The sequence below is a fragment of the Rhodanobacter sp. OK091 genome (genome assembly GCF_900142825.1).
Lineage (GTDB): Bacteria > Pseudomonadota > Gammaproteobacteria > Xanthomonadales > Rhodanobacteraceae > Rhodanobacter.
In genome coordinates this window covers 132,864-149,243 of sequence record NZ_FRCH01000001.1, presented here as the reverse complement: position 1 = coordinate 149,243, position 16,380 = coordinate 132,864, and the positions used below count along the sequence as shown (strand labels likewise).

At 61.7% G+C, this 16,380-nt stretch carries 18 protein-coding genes; 14 read left to right on the top strand and 4 right to left on the bottom strand.

Annotated elements, in window-relative coordinates:
- Window positions 1-109: 109 nt before the first annotated feature.
- Window positions 110-961, top strand: coding sequence for a LysR family transcriptional regulator (locus BUA26_RS00810; RefSeq protein ID WP_072757050.1), 852 nt, complete (start codon window positions 110-112; stop codon window positions 959-961).
- Window positions 962-1,071: 110 nt separating this feature from the next.
- Here BUA26_RS00810 and BUA26_RS00805 read toward each other — a convergent pair whose 3' ends face one another.
- Entirely contained in the window at window positions 1,072-1,461 is a 390-nt protein-coding gene (locus BUA26_RS00805) for a winged helix-turn-helix transcriptional regulator (protein ID WP_343124221.1), read from the bottom strand.
- Between the two features lie 180 nt (window positions 1,462-1,641).
- Between BUA26_RS00805 and BUA26_RS00800 the strand changes: the two genes are divergently transcribed.
- The 4 genes from BUA26_RS00800 (at window position 1,642) to BUA26_RS00785 (ending at window position 5,343) form a co-directional block, all read left to right on the top strand.
- Window positions 1,642-2,514, top strand: coding sequence for an NmrA family NAD(P)-binding protein (locus tag BUA26_RS00800; RefSeq protein ID WP_072757048.1), 873 nt, complete (start codon window positions 1,642-1,644; stop codon window positions 2,512-2,514).
- 140 nt (window positions 2,515-2,654) lie between these two features.
- Window positions 2,655-3,284: an NAD(P)-dependent oxidoreductase gene (locus tag BUA26_RS00795; RefSeq protein ID WP_072757047.1), complete on the top strand. Its 630-nt coding sequence runs from the start codon at window positions 2,655-2,657 to the stop codon at window positions 3,282-3,284.
- A 116-nt stretch (window positions 3,285-3,400) separates the two neighbouring features.
- Window positions 3,401-3,748 carry a DoxX family protein gene (locus BUA26_RS00790; protein WP_072757046.1) on the top strand — a complete coding sequence of 116 codons (348 nt, stop codon included), beginning with the start codon at window positions 3,401-3,403 and terminating at the stop codon, window positions 3,746-3,748.
- A 245-nt stretch (window positions 3,749-3,993) separates the two neighbouring features.
- Complete coding sequence (locus BUA26_RS00785; protein WP_143154130.1) at window positions 3,994-5,343, top strand: 3-keto-alpha-glucoside-1,2-lyase-like domain-containing protein; 1,350 nt, start codon at window positions 3,994-3,996, stop codon at window positions 5,341-5,343.
- A 122-nt stretch (window positions 5,344-5,465) separates the two neighbouring features.
- Here the strand turns inward: BUA26_RS00785 and BUA26_RS00780 are convergent, their stop codons facing one another.
- A complete protein-coding gene (locus BUA26_RS00780) occupies window positions 5,466-5,786 on the bottom strand; it encodes a helix-turn-helix domain-containing protein (protein ID WP_072757044.1) in 321 nt (106 codons plus the stop codon).
- 275 nt (window positions 5,787-6,061) lie between these two features.
- Between BUA26_RS00780 and BUA26_RS00775 the strand changes: the two genes are divergently transcribed.
- From BUA26_RS00775 to BUA26_RS00760, 4 genes are all read left to right on the top strand, one after another.
- Window positions 6,062-6,487, top strand: coding sequence for a hypothetical protein (locus tag BUA26_RS00775; RefSeq protein ID WP_072757043.1), 426 nt, complete (start codon window positions 6,062-6,064; stop codon window positions 6,485-6,487).
- A gap of 192 nt (window positions 6,488-6,679) precedes the next feature.
- Window positions 6,680-6,946, top strand: a complete 267-nt coding sequence (locus BUA26_RS00770) for an XAC0095 family protein (protein WP_143154129.1) — start codon at window positions 6,680-6,682, stop codon at window positions 6,944-6,946.
- A 180-nt stretch (window positions 6,947-7,126) separates the two neighbouring features.
- A complete protein-coding gene (locus BUA26_RS00765) occupies window positions 7,127-7,675 on the top strand; it encodes a DUF922 domain-containing protein (protein ID WP_072757041.1) in 549 nt (182 codons plus the stop codon).
- A gap of 358 nt (window positions 7,676-8,033) precedes the next feature.
- Entirely contained in the window at window positions 8,034-8,456 is a 423-nt protein-coding gene (locus BUA26_RS00760; protein WP_083572939.1) for a YybH family protein, read from the top strand.
- Window positions 8,457-8,622: 166 nt separating this feature from the next.
- On the opposite strand, the gene BUA26_RS00755 is transcribed toward BUA26_RS00760, so the two are convergent.
- The gene (locus tag BUA26_RS00755; RefSeq protein WP_072757039.1) at window positions 8,623-9,204 is read right to left on the bottom strand and encodes a dihydrofolate reductase family protein; all 582 of its coding nucleotides are present in this window, start codon (window positions 9,202-9,204) and stop codon (window positions 8,623-8,625) included.
- Between the two features lie 143 nt (window positions 9,205-9,347).
- On the opposite strand from BUA26_RS00755, the gene BUA26_RS00750 reads away from it, so the two are divergent.
- Together BUA26_RS00750 and BUA26_RS00745 are read left to right on the top strand one after the other, a co-directional pair.
- A complete protein-coding gene (locus tag BUA26_RS00750; RefSeq protein WP_218587762.1) occupies window positions 9,348-10,343 on the top strand; it encodes a sigma-70 family RNA polymerase sigma factor in 996 nt (331 codons plus the stop codon).
- 218 nt (window positions 10,344-10,561) lie between these two features.
- Window positions 10,562-11,611 (top strand): sterol desaturase family protein, encoded by a 1,050-nt coding sequence (locus BUA26_RS00745; protein ID WP_072757038.1) that lies wholly within the window; start codon window positions 10,562-10,564, stop codon window positions 11,609-11,611.
- Between the two features lie 181 nt (window positions 11,612-11,792).
- Here BUA26_RS00745 and BUA26_RS00740 read toward each other — a convergent pair whose 3' ends face one another.
- Window positions 11,793-12,305 carry a discoidin domain-containing protein gene (locus BUA26_RS00740; RefSeq protein WP_072757037.1) on the bottom strand — a complete coding sequence of 171 codons (513 nt, stop codon included), beginning with the start codon at window positions 12,303-12,305 and terminating at the stop codon, window positions 11,793-11,795.
- 147 nt (window positions 12,306-12,452) lie between these two features.
- On the opposite strand from BUA26_RS00740, the gene BUA26_RS00735 reads away from it, so the two are divergent.
- The 3 genes from BUA26_RS00735 to BUA26_RS00725 all read left to right on the top strand — a co-directional run bounded on the left by BUA26_RS00735 (window position 12,453) and on the right by BUA26_RS00725 (window position 16,040).
- Entirely contained in the window at window positions 12,453-13,004 is a 552-nt protein-coding gene (locus BUA26_RS00735; protein ID WP_072757036.1) for a YdeI/OmpD-associated family protein, read from the top strand.
- Window positions 13,005-13,172: 168 nt separating this feature from the next.
- On the top strand, window positions 13,173-13,394 hold the full coding sequence (locus BUA26_RS00730; protein ID WP_143154128.1) for a hypothetical protein: 222 nt from the start codon (window positions 13,173-13,175) through the stop codon (window positions 13,392-13,394).
- 54 nt (window positions 13,395-13,448) lie between these two features.
- Window positions 13,449-16,040, top strand: coding sequence for a S53 family peptidase (locus BUA26_RS00725; protein ID WP_083572823.1), 2,592 nt, complete (start codon window positions 13,449-13,451; stop codon window positions 16,038-16,040).
- The last annotated feature ends 340 nt before the right edge of the window (window positions 16,041-16,380 follow it).

Here is a 16,380-nt window from a genome sequence, read left to right as displayed (position 1 = left end):
GTGGTGTACGCATGAAAACCAAAGAGATTGCACGTCGTGCATGCAAAAATGCATGCGCTATCGGCGAAGACACAAGCAGTGTCCGAGCGCCACCACCAGGAGCTATCGAATGGAGTGGAGCGATGTAAGAGTTTTTCTCGCTATTGCCCGCGAGGGGACGCTAGGCGCTGCTGCCCGTAAGTTGGGGCAGACCCAACCGACCATGGGCCGACGTCTCAATGTTCTTGAGGAGTCAGTCGGACAGAAACTCTTCCAGCGGACGAGCGAAGGGTTTGTGCTTACCGACGAGGGAAGCAGCGTGCTGGTGCACGCGGAGCGCATCGAGGAGGAGGCGCTCGCATTTCAACGGCAACTTGCCGGCCAAGGTCAACGGCTAGAGGGAATGTTACGAATCACTTCATCAGACTGGTTCGGCACACACCTACTAACACCCGTCTTCGCCGAATATGCTCGGGCAAATCCGAATGTCACGATCGAACTTCTGACAGACGCGCGGTTCTACAGCTTGTCCCGACGCGAAGCGGACATGGCCTTCCGCATCAGACCCTTTGACGAGCCCGATGTAGTCTCCCGAAAGCTCATGCGTATACGTTACGGTCTATACATGGCGAAAGGCGCGGATCACCCAAAGGCGGGTGACGGGACCGGTTCCACGCTGGTGACGATGGACACGGCATTCTCGGCGATGCCGGATGCCGGCTGGCTGAAACGAATGCTACCCAACGCCACCGTCACCTTTCGAAGCAACAACCGCGACGTGCAGGCACAACTTTGCACACATGGGGCGGGACTAGCCGTCTTGCCCATTCCCTTGGCTAGCAGCCTTGATAGCCTAGCGCTGGTTGACTTGGGTGAAGAGCCGCCATCCCGGGATACATGGGTCGGGTATCACCGCGATCTACGCGGCTTGAAAAGGCTTCGCGTACTGCTGGATATGGTCGTCGAGCGCCTGGCAAATTAGCACCGCTACGGCCGACCTATCGCCTCCGGAGTTGCCGGGATTTGGTGGACGTCTGATCGGCGTGCCGGTTCGAGTGGGTCACCCTTGCCGGTTGATGCTGTCAGGCGCACCTACGATCGATTAGAAAAAGCCTGACGTGGGGCATCACCATGCGTACCGTCGAAGCGGGCGCGTGCGGCGTGGATGTCGCCATAGCAACGATCCGCCCAATCGATGAGGCCCGCCATCGGGTCCAGCAGCGAGTGGCCCAGCGGGGCCAGACGATATTCAACGCCCGGCGGCTTGGTCGGAAAGACATGGCGGGTGATCAGTCCATCGCGCTCCAGATCGCGCAAGGTCTGGGTGAGCATGCGCTTGGAAATGTCATGGACAGCGCGGTGAAGCTCGCTGAAGCGGTGCGGTCGCGTCGCGAGAGCCATGATCATGAGCATGCTCCATTTGTCGCCGATACGGTCGAGCACGTCGCGCACGGGGCAGCAGACGGACTGGGACTCGCCCATCGGATATCGGCTGAATCTTTCGATGGCGCTCGATGCGTTGCTCATGCGGAATTCCTCGAAATCTGCTGGTTACAAAAAACTGCCTCCTTACGACACGCGAAGGCGGTCTCTATAGTAGACCTCCCCAGGCCTGTTAGTTGGCCTTTACATACAGAAATCTCACAGATCAGGAGAACGCTCATGTTTTTAGTCATGGGAATTACGGGAAAAGTTGGCGGCGCCACGGCAAAACATCTGTTGGCGCAAGGCAAAGAAGTACGCGCGCTCGTGCGGAATCGCGAAAACGCGGCGAAATGGGCCGACGAAGGCGTGCAGCTGGTCGACGGCGACTGGAATGATTCGATGGCCATCGAGATGGCGCTTAAAGATGTCGAAGGCGCGTTTGTGATGTTGCCACCGGTATGGGCGCCTTCGCCCGACTACAAAGAAGCGAAGGCGGTGATTGCAAGCTACGTCCGTGCGCTGGCCAAGGCAGCTCCGCCGCGGGTGGTAGCGCTTTCATCCATGGGTGCGAACAGAACCAGCGGGCTGGGGATGATCACGGCCCTGTCGCTTCTGGAGCAGGGATTTCGCGGCCTGCCGTTGCCGATCGCCTATGTGCGCGCCGGCGGATTTTTCGAAAACTTCCTCTACGGCTTGCATGTCGCTCAGGGCGGCACGCTCCCCGTCTACTACAACCCGACAGATCAGAAATCGGCCATGGTCGCGACCGACGATGTCGGCGCCGAGATCGCAGCGCTTCTGACCGGGCCGGCGTGGTCGGGGCAACGGGTCATCGAGCTCGGTTCGATGGTCAGCGCGGATGAAGTGGCGACACAGTTGGGTGAAGTCTTGAAGGTCGACGTCAAGGCTTTCGCTATCCCGCGTGCCGGGTGGCCGGAAGCGTTCGAGCAGCTCGGCATTCCGAAGGGCCAGACCGGATCGGCCGAAGCGATGTTCGACGCCGTCAACGCAGGCTGGATGGCTCTCGGGGTCGAGGGTACGGAGCATGTCCCTGGCACCACGTCCGCCCGTGATGTCTTCGCGGCGGCCCAGAAGGCCGCTACGGCGTAAGTCCGCGGATCGGCGATGGGGTACGAGTTTCGGAATCCACTCCGGCAATTCGCATTCCGTCGCGATTCCGGCAGAGAGGCCGGAACAGCCCTTTTCCCTGTGAATGGCGGCGTTCATACCAACAAAGGTCGAGGTCGAATATGAAGGTTCTTGTTTTGGGTGCAACGGGCGGAACCGGGCGGCTGATCGTTCACGACGCCCTGGAGAAGGGCCATTCGGTCGTGGCGATGGTTCGCTCGAAGGCGAGCGCCCCCGATCTCCCGGGAGCAGACATCGTCGAGGGCGATGTTCGCGACGTAGGCGCTCTAATGCGCGCCCTGGAGGGCTGCGATGCCGTCGTCAGCTCGCTGGGGACGGGCCTTAGCCCTTTCAGCGAGGTCAGCTTGCTGACCGAAGCGACGAACGCGCTGGTCCTGGCGATGGGGCGCAGCGGTGTGCGCCGCCTGGTCTGCATCTCCGCCCTGGGGGTCGGGGACAGCCGCGGCCACGGCGGCTTCGTATTCGACCGGATCTTCATGCCCTTGCTGCTTCGCCATGCCTACAAGGACAAGCAGCGTCAGGAAGACGCGATTCGCGCCAGCGCACTCGATTGGGTCATCGTCCGGCCCGGCAGGCTCACCGACGACCCCGCTCGCGGAAGCCTCAGGGCCGTCGTTGACCTCGCCGGCGTCAACGGCGGGAAGATCGCACGCGCCGATGTCGCTCGGTTCGTGGTGGAGCAACTGGCGACTGACACCTGGTTGAAGCGCACACCCTTACTCCTGTGGTGAGGAGTGGTCGCGTGGGTCACCTTTTCCAGCCGCGGCATTCGTCGGAAATCAGCCAGCTCGGAGGCAGGCGGTCACACGATTCCTCGGCAGTAAACTCATCATCCGAGATCGCACCAATGTCCAAAATCTCCTGGCGTCGAATCCTGCCCTTGGCTCTTGCCGCCTTCTTCGTCGTGGGTTCCCTCAGCAACATCATCGCCCCGGGATCCATCTACACGGAATACCTGAAGTGGGGGTACCCGCACTGGTTCCATTTCGTGACCGGATCGCTGGAACTCACTGCCGCCATTCTGCTTCTCCGGGCGCGGAGTCGCCTGTTGGGCGCGGCGCTCGGCTGCGTTGTCATGTGTGCCGCCCTCGCGACCGTCATCATCCACGGCGAATACGGGCACGCTGTGCCGCCACTCGTCGCGGCGACATGGGCAGTTGTGGTCGGCTGGATGAGTTGGCGCAAGCGGGTGTAGTTGCCAGCGATCGATCAGTACAGGCGGTACCCGGCATATAGATCATGGTGGTCTTCAATCGGACTGCCCGGGACGCCGCACGTTCTATCCAAACCTTATCGGGTCGGTGGCTGCTTAACGTGGCTTCGGCCTCATAGGACGCCGCTTTAAAACATCGTGATCCATTTCGGATCATTTCAGTAGAGCGAACAGGGCATGGTCAATACGGCGTTGCCCAATGCCGCGCGAAGCGAAAGGAAGAACACGTGTCTACGATATCCAAGTACGCAAATTTGGCAAAGGTTCTCTATTGGCTACGGAGCTCGCTATTTTTTGCTTCCATCATCGGGCTCTCACAGCCCGTCCTTGCGTTCGAATTAACCCAGATATCGATGGCACCTGCGCAATGGCGGACGAAAGGGGATGTGTCGTTTCAGCACGATCAGGCCAAGCAGGATGTCCTCGTCGTCAACAAGGGCTATGCGGAGCTGAAGAACACCAACTTCAGCAATGGCACGATCGAATTCGACACAAAATTTGTAGGAGGGCGAATTACCGGCATCACCTTTCGCCAGCATGATGACGAAGCAGACGCGTTGTATTTTCGACCCAGCGCGGACTGTGCTGTCTCGGACGAATGTATCCAATACATGCCTACAGCGCATCATTTGTTCGAATGGGATTTGTACGGGCAGTATCAAACGCACGCGCCCATTGATCCTGATGGCTGGAATCATGTAAAGCTGGTGCTCTCCGGCGCGCGCATGAGTGTTTTCATCAACGGTGCGCGTTCGCCAACGCTGGCGGTCGGAACGCTGGTCGGCGGCTTCCCCGACGGCTCGATCAGATTGCATGGACCTGCGTCCTATGCACACCTGAGCATCGCTCCCAATGTCGTTGATGGCTTGCCTGCAGCGGCTTCCAGCGATCCCGCGAAGAGTGACCTCCGATACGTTCGCCACTGGCTCGCTTCGAAGCCGTTCGTCATGCCCAGTCGGATGGATGCCACGTTTCAGGAAAACACCGGCATCGATCCCGTTTATTCGTCTGTGCCAAAAGAGGCAGCGTCGTGGAAGCCCATCGCGCTAGACCCGGGTGGCTTGGTCAATTTAACGCGATGGTATGGCGATGCACAGACCGGGCACGCCATCATCGGCATTTGGTTGAAGACCACGATCAACGCTGACCACGCCCAGATCAAGCATGTCGACATTGGCTGGACGCGGGAAGTCTGGGTCTTTGTAAACGGCAAGCTTGTGTTCGCGAACAAAAATCTATACGGCATCGAGGGCGCTAGCAAAGAACCTGACGGACGCCTATCACTGACGAACGGCTCGTTCGATCTGCCACTTCGCAAAGGCGCCAATCATATCGTTGTGGCGCTTGACGATAACTTCGGGGGCGGTGCGCAACATTTCGGATGGGGTTTGAAGATGCGCTTGGCTAATGTGGATGGCATTGATCAGATTGATGGGCGTGATGCACGGGCACATGTTACTGGGTGTTCTGATGCACAAGCGATGCATGGCCGCGATGGCCCTGTTAGTGCCCGGTCCCGCACTCGGCAGTGCCGGGCCGCAGGCAAGCGCGCCAATGTTGTCGCTCCCTGCTGCTAGTAGAAAAGGTGTCAGGGTGAGATGGCCCGGGTTTGACGGACACCTTTGAACGGGGACAATGCCTTGGAAGGTCGATCCCTGACACCTTTTTCAGAGTTTCAGTTCTGCTCCGCCTGGCTCCCTTACGATTTCGGCTCGATGTCTTTCAACAGCCGATCTTTGTCGGTGACGGATAGCTGGCTGAAAGCGAGGATCATTCGGGCCAGGCGTTCGTCGTCGGCGAACAGATAAGAAACGGGCACGTCCAGGGTCTGTGCCATCCGCTCGATCGTTGCCATGTCCGGTTCATGGACACCTAGCTCGTAACGATTGATGCGTGTGCTGGCCACAAATTGGTCCAATCCTGCCTGGATGCCCAAGTCCTTTTGTGACAGTTGTTTCCGCTCACGCGCTTCCTTGAGGCGGCGCTGGAATGTCTGTCGGATATCTGTTTTTCGAGGCATCGCCCGAACCAGGTAGCAGAAGTGACTACGAGATTCGTAACTTTCCCTTGCGAAGGATACTACGAGTTTCGTAGTATCCTTCGCAAGGCCCTACGGTTCCGTGCCACGAAAGGGAAGTGGCGGCCGATGGCCGGCAGGCCGGGTAGCTGCAGCGTCCGTGCGCATTCGCAGGTGGTCGCCGCCTGGGATAGGAGTTTGGATGTCACGGCAAACAAGGGAATGGAGGTTCTATGTGCGAAGCAGAAGCATCTTCGAGCGAGGCTACGGCGCCGGGCGTGAGCGACGAAATTTTCGGCGGCGACCAGTTCGCCACCACCGGCCTCAATGAACTGCTTGACCATCTGCTGGGCGGCGGCACGCGCGTCCTGGCCGATGCGGGCTTGTCCCGTTTCTGCCCGCGACGTCTGTCGGCGATCCAGAGCGGCGCCGAGGCGCAGGCCTTGGAGTGCCTGCATGGCTTGCAAGGCATGGCGCACGTGCTGGGCGTGGCGTTGGGACATCCGCAGGCGGAGCTGCCCGCGACCGTGCTGACCGACGTGGTCTGGCATTTCCATGGGCAACTGCACGCCATCGAGCGCTGGCGCGAACTGGCGACGAATGCCGCCGGCTTGCTCAACAACCGGCGCGTGGCCGGCGACATTGCCAGCCGCTACGCGACCTGGGCGCGATCCGTCGGCGAGTGGCCCGAGGTGAGTCATTGATGTCGTAAGAGGACTCCATCCTTTTTGGAGAGTCCCCAAAACAGACTTCCTTCAATCCACCCGCGTGTATTGCAGGCTGACGGCGAGGGCATTCTTGGCCGGCCGTCTACGTGCGGCTTCTAGCCTCCCCACACCTCACGGTGACGCCTCGAACGTCCCTGCGAGGATTTACTCACACGTAGGAGAGTCGCCATGGCAGGTCAATCTTCCTCTACCGCTTCATCAGCACGCGAGTTGCACTACCAGCTCCCCGAACCGGCGTACGAGCGACTGTGCAACACCCGCGACGAGATCCGCTTTCTGGCCGAGCTCACCGCGCGCCTCGACGCCCACCCCGATCCGCTCCAGCTCTCACCCCACATGCTGTTCCTCTGCTTCGACCGTCTCGACGAGGCCTTGACCGACGTAGTGCGTGAGAGCGTGCCGCCGACGCCGGGCGAGGGCGGGGCGCACGGATAACGCCAAGCAGAGCAGGGCTTCGCTCGATCCGGATCAGCTCTTAACTGGCCTCGGATTGGCGTCCGCACGGACAGTGTTCTTTGTCCGCGGACAGTGCCAATGCGTTTGCAGGGCGCGGCAGTACGCGTTGGAATGCTATGTGCTTGGAGCACCGTGTCTCGATAACCTGGAAACGTGCGTATGTTCGCCACAGCGCCACCGCTGCCGCCGACTATCCCAGACCCGGTCGTCTTGGAAGATGTCCGCTACTACGTGATCGAGGGTCGAAGCGAGCCAGAGCTGGTTGCGCAGATGAACGCGAAGGGCTACCTGGGTGAGCATGGCCGTTACTGGGGTTATACCTCGCCGGAGCTGAAATGGAGTTTCGGCGTAAAGCTCGTTGACGGTCGCTGCAAATTGGTCGATCCGAAGGTAGTGCTGATCATCACAACCACATTGCCAGCATGGACGCCACCATCCAGCACGTCTGCAGCCATGATGGCCAAGTGGCGCGCGTTCGATCGGGCGATACATCACCATGAGGGAGAGCATGCACAGATAGCCCGCGACGAGGCCCGAAAGCTGGTCGTGTTGATGCGAAAGCATCACAGCGACGTCTCCTGCAGTGGCCTCGACGCTTACATGCAGACAGAGGGGAGGGCGATCACGGGGAAGGCCGATACGGCCAGTGCCGAACTGGACGAGCGCACAGGGCACGGAGCAACGGAAGGTGTGGCGCTGAGCTGGTGAGGAAAAGAGGCCTTATCGGATAAGGCGATGGAGGTAGTTGAATTCGAGTGATTGCTTATGTCCCCCTTTGGATGGCAGGCTGGCCCAGTAGGGTGCAACACGAAGGGGAAGGCTCATGGAGCCGATCTATCCGCTCACCATGCTGCCGCGCTCGTGAACGAGGTGGCTCTGACCTGCAGAGTTGTTTTGATCAGCGACAACGGCCAATAAGGATGCAGGCATGAGGCGAGTTTTGTTGGCCATGGCGGCGATCTGCGCGGGCTACTTGACGCGAGCGGCCACACTAAGTGAGATCGCGCAATGGAATTTCTGGAGTTAGGCGCCGTGGTCATCCAAGAGACTTATGACCATAACCTCTATGACTGAAATGAAAAGACCAGAAGATGCGCCTGCTGCATTCCAAGCTGCTTGGAACGCTCACGACATGGCTGCCCTCGGCAGCTTGTTCGATGAGGACGCTACGTTCGTAAATCGCTTTGGGCACTATGTCCAAGGTATCAATGAGATCGTGGCGCTCCACGCGCCCATCCACGAAACAATCTATCGCGACTCTACGCTGAAAAATGAGCTGATCGATGTCGTCCACATCGCTGACGGAGCGGTGGTCATCCATTTCTGGAGTCGCCTGGCGGCCGGCGCCGCTCACCCGGCTGGACCGCATAAGGTAGATACGCTGATCCTCGCGGTACTGACGAGGCAGAACGAGATCTGGCGCATTCGAGCGCTCGAGAATGTGACCCTCACAAACCCGCGGACCGGGGAGCCGATCTTGCGCGGTTAGTGCAGCGTGGGTTCTACCCCGTTTTCGCGGACAGTTGAGTTAAGGCCGTGAAGGCCCGATCGCGAGTCGCGGTTCTGCGTTGCATTCGGGGATTGTGGATGCGTTAGGTGTAACCCGCCGGAGTCATGGGGCCCGGCCTTGTCGACCGGGCCCCACCGGGGAATGACTACGCGGCAGGCAGGAATTCGTAGGAACAGAAGACCAGGCTGTCGCCGGGCTGCTCGGTGTTGATCAGGCGCATCGGCTTCGTGTTGCCGGCCTCGTCGAACAGCCGCTTGCCGGTGCCGAGCACGACGGGGAACACCACCAGCCGGAGTTCATCGGCCAAGCCTTGTGCCATCAGCGTGCGGACGAGCTGGCCGCTGCCGTAGACGAGGATGTCGCCGTCCAGCTTCCGCTTCAGCTCGGAAACCTGTTTCACGACATCGCCACTGAGCACCGTCGCGTTGCTCAATTCGGCATGGCCGAGGGTCGAGGACACCACGTATTTGGGCAGGCTGGTGACCCTGGCCGCCCATTCGGCGGACCAAGCTGTCGGCATCCGGGTGGCGAACCACGCATCGCTGTGCCTGCCCAGAAGCAGAGCGCTGGCACGCATCGCTTCGTCGATCTCGCGTTCGCTCCACGCATCGAAGTCCTGACCCACGTACTGGCGGAACCAGCCGCCAAATGCGGTGTCCTCCTTGCCGTCCGGGTCCTGGACTACGCCATCGAGCGTCATGTTCGTAGTGATGATGATCTTTCCCATTTTCTAGCTCCTTGGTTGATGGTGTTGCTATCACTGGGGTAGATGCCGCAGCCTTGGAAAAGGGGGCGCTCGGCGAGCGCCCCCTTTCATGTGCGGCCGGCGTCCATATGGGAACGTGAGTGATGAGCGGAGAGGTGAAGTTGATGGCAGCCGACCTGATGTCGAAGGCGCGGGCCGGGGACGGTGAAGCGTTCCGGGCGATAACCGAGCCATTCCGCCGCGAGCTGCAGGTGCATTGCTACCGGATACTCGGATCGTTGCAGGACGCCGAGGATGCGCTGCAGGACACCATGGTGTCGGCGTGGCGCGGTCTCGACGGATTCGATGGACGCGCGTCGCTGCGCACCTGGCTTTACAAGATCGCCACCAACGGGTGTCTGAGCCTGCTGCGCGCGGCGAGCCGACGCCCGGCCAAGGAGTGGGACGTCCCGGGAGTCCAACCGCCCGAGCCGACCCGGCTCGGCGAAATCGTCTGGCTCGAGCCGTATCCCGATGTGTTGCTCGATGAGGCCGTGTCACTCGGCCCGGAGGCTCGCTACGAGCGGACCGAATCCATCTCGCTGGCCTTCGTGACGGCGTTGCAGGGCCTGCCCCCGCGCCAGCTCGCGGTGCTGATTCTGCGCGACGTCCTCGGGTTTCATGCGCAGGAAGTAGCCGACATGCTGGACACGACGGTCGACTCGATCAAGAGTGCCCTCAAGCGGGCCCGCGCCGGCCTGCAGCGCCACCGGATGCCGGTCGACGCGGGCCGCGAACCGGCGGCCGAGGATGCGATCGTGGCGAAGTTCGTCAGCGCCTACGAGTCCGCCGACGTCGATGCGCTGGTGGCTTTGCTGACCGACGATGTCTTCATGTCGATGCCACCGATGCCCCTCGAATACCAAGGTCGAGACGTCGTCGCCCAGTTCTGCAGACTGTTCTTCGCCGCAGGTCGGCGGTTCCGGCTCGTGCCGACGCGCGCCAACGGGCAGCCGGCCTTCGGGGTATATCTGCGCGGTCCCGCCGGCATCAGCCACGGAGTCGGCCTCTTCGTCCTGACGCTCGCCGGCGACCACATCAGCGCCATGGTCCGCTTCGAAAACAGCTTGCTCCCGTGGTTCGGCCTGCCTCGCTCGCTGCCGGACCCCGTGGATGACTAGGCTGATCGCCTTATGGAAGAGGTGTCAGAGACCATTTTGGGGGCGAAGAAGTAGCCACTTTGTCCCTTGAGCGCGCCTCCGGCCGCTATTGCAGCGCAACTTGTCGCTGAAATTAGATCGTGATAAATCCTATCCGTGGAACTTGCAGCGGTGTCCGGCTCTTCGCTTGGCGTCCCGTTCGATGAGCGAAATCCAGACCGTTGGTAAGCGAGGCTGCGATGGGTGTACTGGAGTGGATGCATGACCAGCTGATCCAGTTCTTCGGCCTGGGGCCGTTGCTGGAAATGCTTGCCAAGGGCGACTACCGCGCGCTGCTCACCGTGGACGGTTTCGGCAACCTGCTCAGTCCGCTGATCCCGCCGCTGCTGGTGTTCGAGCTGCTGCGCAGCGTCGCGATCAAAACGTTCAAGCGCGAGGACTATCAGGTTCCGTTGCTGCTGATGGTGCTCAACCGCTTCATCGGCAATTTCATCACCATCGCCATGGTCGGTCTGTGCATCGGGCTGTTCCAGCGCTTCGCGCTGTTTCAGGCCGGACTGACTTGGTATGGACTGCTTTACGGCTATGTTGCCTGGGAGCTGTCGCACTTCGTCTACCATTTTCTTGCGCACAAGGTCCGGCTGCTGTGGTGCCTGCATTCGACGCATCACGCGCCAGTGGCGATGAACCTGTCGGTGAACTACGCGCATATCTTTCTGGAAGGCGTCTACGCCGACTTCGTGCGCACCAGCATCTGCATGGTGCTGGGTGTGAGCCCGCCGCTGCTGATCCTGATCATGATCATCGACGGCTTCTGGGGCCAGTTCATCCACCTGGGCGAGAACGTGCTCAAGGACGGCCGACTGGGCGTGCTGAACCGGATCATCCTCACCCCCTCGCACCACCGCGTGCACCATGCGCGCAACGTGCTCTACATGGATACCAACTTCTGCAATCTGCTCAGCATCTGGGACCGCGTGTTCGGTACCTACCTGGAGCAGCGCGACGATATCCGGATCGAATACGGGATCACCCGGCCGGTGAAGCCCTATAGCGTGCTCGACGCCTACTTGGGCGAGTTCTATCTGCTGGGCAAGGATGTATGGAAGGCGCCCGGCCTGCGCAACAAGCTGCTCTACCTGGTAATGCCGCCAGGCTGGAGCCACGACGGCAACCACAAGACCGCTAAAGCCGCCAAGCAGGCGTTGCTCGAGGCGGCGTCCATGGCGCAGCCGGCCGATCCGCTGGCCATCGACGAGCTGACCTCAGGCACCTCGCCGGCGGCCTGATCGGCCGGCGCACCGACCCGCCGAGCAACCGTGTCATGGGCATCGCGTGCTCCCCATGGGCAAGTCATCGCGGTGGCCGGCCGATGGGAACGACGACTTTGGATCCGATCCCGCCGGCGTGCATCGAGCCGCCCGGTACCGACGCTACGCCACGCGGCCGGCGTCGACGATCGATCCGTGGCTACCAGACTTCCAGCTCGTAGATGCGGGTGGCCGGATCATCGGTCTGGGTCGGTTCGCTCACATCCAGTTCCACGTAGCGCACCTGCTGGGTCGCGATGCGATGCTGGGTCACGCTGGCCGTGTTGCGGTCCTCGGTGACCACCGTTTTCCAGGCCTTCCCGTCAGGGGACACGCGCAGCTTGAACGCGCGCGTGTTCATCGAGACCGGTTCGCCGCCGGCACCGGCGTGCTTGATCGTGAAACCGCTCACTGCGGTCGGCCGCTGCAGGTCTACCCGCAACCAGCCGGGCCGTTGCTGGGTGCAGAACTTGTCCTGGGTCTTGCTGGCAATCTTGCCATTCACCGCCTTGCTCGCTTCTTCGCCTGGCTTGCAGATCGGGGCGCCGACGACTGGCTTGCCCAGGGCGAGATCCGTCCGCCCCTGCGCGGCGTCGTCGATCGTCTGGGCAGCGAGTGTGCCGGCGGCAAGGACGAGCAGCCCGGCAAGCACGAGGTGAGAGAACGGCTTCATCGAAAGACTCCTGCGAAACAAGGGGACGAGGGATGCTGCATGGTAAGCGCTGCTCGATGCACGGTGTACCCACCCAGTCGCCAAAACAGGAGTAGCTCGCTCCGTCCCAGTTTCGGCGATCACGACGACCGGTGCTAACGTTCCGCCATGGTCAAACCTACCGCAATGATCAAGTTCAAGGCGAAGCTGTCGCGACCCGCAACGCCCAAGGGCGCGGCGTGGACCTTCCTGGTGCTGCCCGTGGTCGCGAGCGCGAAGCTGCCGACGCGAAGCATGGTTACCGTCGAGGGCAGCTTTGAAGACCAGCCCTTCCAGGCCACGCTGGAACCGGATGGCCAGGGCAGTCACTGGCTCAAGATCGACCAGGCCTTGCGCGAGGCCGCCGGGGTCGCTGCGGGCGACAGCGTCGCGCTGGAGATCGCGCCGGTGGAGAAGGAGCCCGAACCCAAGGTGCCCGCCGACCTGCGCAAGGCGCTGGCGTCCAACGCGGACGCCAAGGCGACATGGGCCGACATCACGCCGGTGGCGCGACGCGACTGGATCCACTGGATCACCTCCGGCAAGAAGGCCGAGACGCGCGGCAAGCGCATCGCCACCGCTTGCGACAAGCTCGCATGCGGCAAGCGCAATGCCTGCTGTTTCGATCGCTCCGGGATGTACAGCAAGGGCAGCATGGGCGCGCCCGAAGCGGCGGAGTAGGGCAGAACAGGGGCGTTGCGCTTGGCGAGGCGCGGATCAGTCCCACCGTATACGTTCTAGTTCCGGCCTCAGACGGCCCGCAAGAACTTGCTCGTTGACAATGGATCCACCTGAGTCGGAATCTCCGACCCACAACCTGAGCGCAATGCCAGGTAAAGGGGAACATGGATGCGTGTTTGGCAAGGGATCTGCCTGTCGGCAATGCTGCTGTTCTCGTTCGGGGCGCTGTGTCACGCACAGTCGGTCACCCCGGAAGACGAATACAAGAAGTTGATCAAAGTGGATCAGGACATCCAGCAGCTGGGTACGCATCTGTTCGGCGAGAACATCGGCCTCTCATACGGAAAATCGTTGCCGCAAGGCGCCGTGAGCGATGTTCGACAGCAATAAGTGGGCGACGCAAAGTCGCCATCCGATTATTCGCAAATAAGGGAGTATTTGGCCATGAATAGATTAAAACTTGCCTTGCCACCCGCTTCGGTACGATCGCGATTGGCGGTCGCGCTGATACTTGCGCTCGGTACGCAAACCGTGACGTACGAGGTGTCGGCGCAGGCGCCGAACACTGCCGCATGGGCGACGACGCAAACGCGCGTCGCCGCGACCGGCAATGCCGCCTTCGGCGGCCTGGCGGCGGACCAGGAGTCGGTCTCGATCACGGTGACACTGAAATTGCGCAGCAAGGATGTGCTGGACAGCTTCATTCGCGAGCTGCATCGCCCGGGCAGTCCGGCTTATCACCAGTTCCTCAGTAGTGCGCAAACCACGGCCACATTTGCGCCGACCGAGCAACAGGCCCAGGCGGTGGTGGACTACCTGCGGCAACAGGGCTACACAAACGTTAGGATCGCGCCGAACCGCATGCTGGTCACTGCAGACGGCACCGTCGGCAATGCGCGCTCGGCGTTCCGCACGCAGATCGGCCACTTCAGTCGCGATGGACGCGCCGGCATCGCCAACATCCTCGATGTACAAGTGCCCACCGCGCTGAGCGATACGGTCGACCGCGTACTTGGCCTGCAAACGCTCGATCATGCGCAGACGTTGTCCTGGCATGGCCGGATGCAGCCCGTAGCGACTTCGAACCCGCGCCCGGGCTACCACATCGTCACCAGCCCCGACGGCAATCCTAATGCGCATGGCTACTATCCCCAGGAATTCGCCACCGTGTACGACGCGGGCAGCGCAGCCGCCGCGACCAATACGACCGCAGCCATCATTGGCTGGGGCAGCATGACCAATTCGGTCAACGACCTGGCGCAGATGGAGAGCGGCCAGGGCCTTGCCGCCGTGCCGACCCAGGTGGTGATCCTCGGCGGCGACAATGGCGACGATTCCGGTCAGGGCGAGTGGGGCATGGATGCGCAAGCCATCGTCGGCATCAGCGGCGGCGTGCAGAAACTGATCTTCTATACGGCGGGCGGCGCCGAAGACCAAGGCCTGATGTTGCAGACGATCAACCGGGTGGTCAGCGACAACGCAGCCAGGGTCACTAACATGTCGTGGGGCTGGCCTGGCTGCGAAGACTCCAGCACCGGCTGGGCGGACTCCGCGTTTGAGCTGGGCATCGCCCAGGGCCAGACTTTTTCCGCGGCCAGTGGCGACAACGGCGCCTATTCCTGCGGCGCTTCCAGCAACGGCAGCTACGGCACCACCCTGGGCGTCGGGTATCCGGCTTCTTCGCCCTATGTCGTGACGGTTGGCGGCACGACCTTGAACACCAGCACCGCGGACGGCTACATCTCCGAGTCGTCCTGGGCGTACAGCGGCGGCGGCATCAGCGCGCATGAAGCCAAGCCCACTTGGCAGAGTGCGGTGTCTGGTTCCTATCGCCAATTGCCGGATCTCGCCTTCGACGCGGACTGGACGAATACGCCGATCGTCGCCTACTTCACAGCCAGCTCCGGATCGGGAATTCCCTCGTCGGGCTACTACACCAATGGCGGCACCAGCCTGGCTTCGCCGTTGTTCGTGGGTGCCTGGGCGCGGCTGGAGACGGCCAACAGCAATGCGCTGGGTTTCGCCCCGCCATCGCTTTACGCTTATGCCAGCACGTTTCCTTTCCACGACGTGACGACCGGCAGCAATGGCCATTACGCGGCCGCCGCGGGGCGCGACGATGCGACGGGTTGGGGCAGCTTCGACATCCAGGCCGCCAAGGCTTTCATCGCCGCCAATCCGGGCTTCATTTCGGGTGGCTCCGGCGGCGCTACCCATCTGGGCATGACTTGGACCAGCTTCTTTCCGGCCAACACGGCGGGCCTGGTCCATGTAGGCAACGACAGCACCACCAATCCCTACAGCGGGGATACCGCGACCGGCACGGCGCTGCCCATCATGTGCGTGAGCGTCGGCAGCAACGCACTGCCCGCCGGCATCACCACCGATTACTACGATGGCTGGACGGGCGGTACGGTCGCGTTCACCGGGGCGACGCCGGGATCGCAGCTGACCAGCCGGGCGGTGGCGGACGGCAAGTGTGCCAGCGCCTTCGGCAGCGGCTGGCGCATGGCCGAGTTCCATGATGGTGGCGGCGGCTGGAGTTATTGGAGCTACGGCAAGACTCCCGGCGGGCTGGGCCGTTTCTGGGTCGCCATCAACGACCAGCCGGCCAACCCGTGGAATACGACGACTGGAAAAGCGATGACCTGGACGGGGAGAACATCCACGGTGATTCATGTCGGGCGCGACAGCACCACCAATCCGTACAACGGGGATACACCTCCCAGCGCGTCTTTGCCCATCCTGTGCATCGACGTGACCGGGAGCGCGCTTCCTGCAGGCATCACCACCGATTCCTCCGATGGCTGGGCAAGCGGCAATTTGGCGTTCACTGGGGCGGTACAGGGATCGCAGCTGACCAGCCGCACGGTGGCGGACGGCAAATGCTCCGCCACCTTCGGCAGCGGTTGGCGGATGGCGGAGTTCCACGACGGCGGCGGCGGCTGGAGCTATTGGGGCTACGGCGCGATCCCTGCCGGCACCACGCGGTTTTGGACGGCGATCAACGACCAGCCTGCCAATCCCTGGAACTAGCGTGATCGGCAACGGCGCATAGCCGGAATACTTCGTCCGCTCCGCCCGAGCCATCCAGAAAACGGCACGCCCCGGTGAAGACCGGGGCGTTTCCGTGTGAAGACCTCGCGCCCCATCAGGCCGCAAGCTCGCGCCTAGCAACGGCTGAGAATGCACTCGCAAGAGCACCGCTCATAGGCTTTGATCAATGAAGCGCCGAGCGTGATGCCGTCTCGTCGACTGTTCCGTTACTTCTAGACGCACGTCTCCTGTGTTCGCTCACGTCGGTGCGCGACAAGGGGACGGAAGCGATTAAATTCGGTAAATTTTTCCGTTCCTCTTTTGGGGCATCCGCGACGTG